This is a genomic window from Mesorhizobium sp. M7A.F.Ca.CA.001.04.2.1 (assembly GCF_003998485.1).
Classification (GTDB): domain Bacteria; phylum Pseudomonadota; class Alphaproteobacteria; order Rhizobiales; family Rhizobiaceae; genus Mesorhizobium; species Mesorhizobium ciceri.
The window spans coordinates 1-2,526 of sequence record NZ_RZQT01000263.1 but is presented as its reverse complement, the minus strand read 5'-3'; the positions used below and the strand labels follow the sequence as shown (position 1 = coordinate 2,526).

2 protein-coding genes are annotated in these 2,526 nt (G+C 57.6%); both read left to right on the top strand.

The annotated features are described in order from the left end of the window. The coding region (locus EN955_RS34285; RefSeq protein WP_164752928.1) for a serine hydrolase at positions 1-356 on the top strand (356 nt) is incomplete at its 5' end. Between the two features lie 205 nt (positions 357-561). Then, positions 562-2,364, top strand: coding sequence for a CocE/NonD family hydrolase (locus EN955_RS34280; protein WP_245265443.1), 1,803 nt, complete (start codon positions 562-564; stop codon positions 2,362-2,364). The last annotated feature ends 162 nt before the right edge of the window (positions 2,365-2,526 follow it).

Here is a 2,526-nt window from a genome sequence, read left to right as displayed (position 1 = left end):
CCTGCCTCTCTGCCCGCGACCTCGCACGCTACGGCCTGCTCTTCGCGCGCAAGGGCGAGGGCATCGATGGCCGCCGCGTCGGCGATGCCGCCTTCATCGAACAAACGCGCTACAACCCCGGCCTTCCCTTCGAAGATACGCGTGACTTGATGCGGTACCATTATATCCACCAGATGGAGACCGACGGCACCTGGCTCGGCCACAGCGGCTACGGCGGCCAGTTCATGCTCGCAAACCCTGACACCGGCACCGTCGTCGTCTACTTCGGCGTGCTCGGGAACACGGGCGACCCCGACCCTGACCCCAACTTCCTAGTTCCTCTCGTGAAAATGATGGCCGAGCTCGCTGCGGAATGAGGAGAGCCCTTTGTCCGCAGTATGGTCGCTCTACTACCAATTCTGGTCGGTTGCGTTGAACCTGCTGCGCTTCATACGTGCACCTTCTGATCACGCCGGGTTCTATGCAAATGTATAAAGGTTGTCCGGGGGCTCAAGTAGCTGATCGCATCTTGGCTCATTCCTGCTTTGTGCAACGAGTGTCGCAGCGTGGAGATTTATCGACATGAACGTCAAGATGAACGTAGTTAAAACCCCTCTTCCCGAAGCTGACGTGGTGCGCGATATCGGATACTTGCCTATGCAGGACGGAACACGCATCGCTTACATTTCATATCGCTTGAAATCTGGCCGCCATCCAAGCGTGTTCTGGTATTCCCATTATAAAGCAAGTGCAGCACCTTTCGAAATGGCAAAGCAATTTCTCGAAGCCGGCTACGCCTTCATTGGTGCCAACTTTCCCGCGACGGGCTGCTCGGAAGGTATTATCGACTATTGGTACGACCGCAAGGAAGGAATTTACGGTGCCGAAGTCGTTGAATGGATTGCCCGACAGTCCTGGAGCGACGGCAATGTTGGAATGATTGGTAATTCAACTCCCGGCGTAATTCAATTCTGGGTCGCAGCAGAGCGACCTCCTCACTTAAGGGCCATCGTGGCGAGCGGCGTGGAGGACGGTTACGAAGATTGCTTCTCCGTGGGCGGGATTTTACAGCTGGGCTGCGTGGCATGGGCGCTTACGACTGACTCCGAGCACGCGGCCGGTGCGGAATGGCGGATAAGCGCGGGTGATAACCAGTGCGCCGCAATTCGTGAGGGTAAGCAAGTCGTCAAACGCGGATTTCTCGATGAGGTTAGAAGCCGCCCACTCAAGGATGAATGGTGGGATTCAGTATCGTTGGCCTGCAAGGAGGTTGCCGGCCAGGTCAATGTGCCGACGATGCTTGTCGCGTCCTGGCAGGACGAGTTCGGCGGCGCCGCTAGGGAGAGCATCCGGCTGTTTACTCAATTGTTGACGGGTGTGGAGCATAAGAAGCTTCTCCTCATGAACGGTGATCACAATGTCGCCGGTCCCGAAGCCGAGCTTGGGTCACGAAGTTATGGGTTTGTAGATACGGAACAGATGAAGTTCCTCGACCGTTGGGTGAAGGGCGTCGAGGATGGAGTGGACGACATATCGCAGGTCACCGTATTTTGGGACGTCCGGGTGCCTGATGGGGATGCTAAGAAGGCGGTTGCCGGGTGGATGACGACGCACGAGACGTGGCCAGAACCGGCCGTCGAGCGTCGGTCCTTCTCTCTCACCGCTGATGCCGCGCTCTCAGCTGACGAGCCAGTTGGTGGCCCGGCCGAGGGCGTTCGCGCCTACCTCTACCCGACGGGAGCAGAGCTCGTTGGCAGCAATCAGCAGTTCGCGGTACAGCCGTTTCCCGAGGGCGTCTTGAACTACCGAAGTGCCCCAGCCACCTCGGATATGGTGTTGCTTGGCAACCCGGAAGTCACGCTCCATCTCAGTGTCGACGATGGAGACGACACCGACCTCGCGTTGACACTGAAAGACATCGATGCCGAAGGCAATGTACTCTTTCTGCAGGGAGGCTTGCTGCGGGCTTCGCTGCGAGCGGTCGATGAGGCGCACACATATGCTGACGAGGTGGTTCATTCGTTCCGCAAGAGTGAAAAACTCGTACCGGGTGAAATCTACGAGATCCGGATGTCATTGCTGAACCCGATCGCTCACGTCGTCCGGAAAGGGCACCGCCTGGAGCTAACCATCGGCGCTCCCAATCCTATTCTGAACGGGAATTCAGCTCCCGACGAGTATCCGCAGAACTTTTACGGCAACATCCCTGCCGGCAGGCCGTCCATCAACAAAGTCTATCACTCGAAGAAGTATCCTTCGAAACTTCTGCTCCCCATTCTTCCGGGGGCAGTGGCCCAAGCGCCCGCGCCTAACCCCCTCACGCTACGAGGGCAGCCTTCTCGAAAGCAAAGTGAGTTTGTCCCCGGAGGACTGCCGCTTCGATAACCTTCAACTCAGATGCTGTCTGGCGCCCATCCGGTAGGCCGCGCCCACAGGGAGATAGTAGGCAAATGGCATGGGACGACGAACGTCTTAGAGCTCTTCGCAACAAATATGGAGAAGGCGATAGCGGTGAGCCGTTCGATCCAAAGTTCCGTCGTATGGCCA

Coding starts and splice junctions, on each gene's coding strand:
- EN955_RS34280 (WP_245265443.1), top strand. CDS start 562: ATGAACGTCAAGATGAACGTAGTTAAAACCCCTCTTCCCGAAGCTGAC.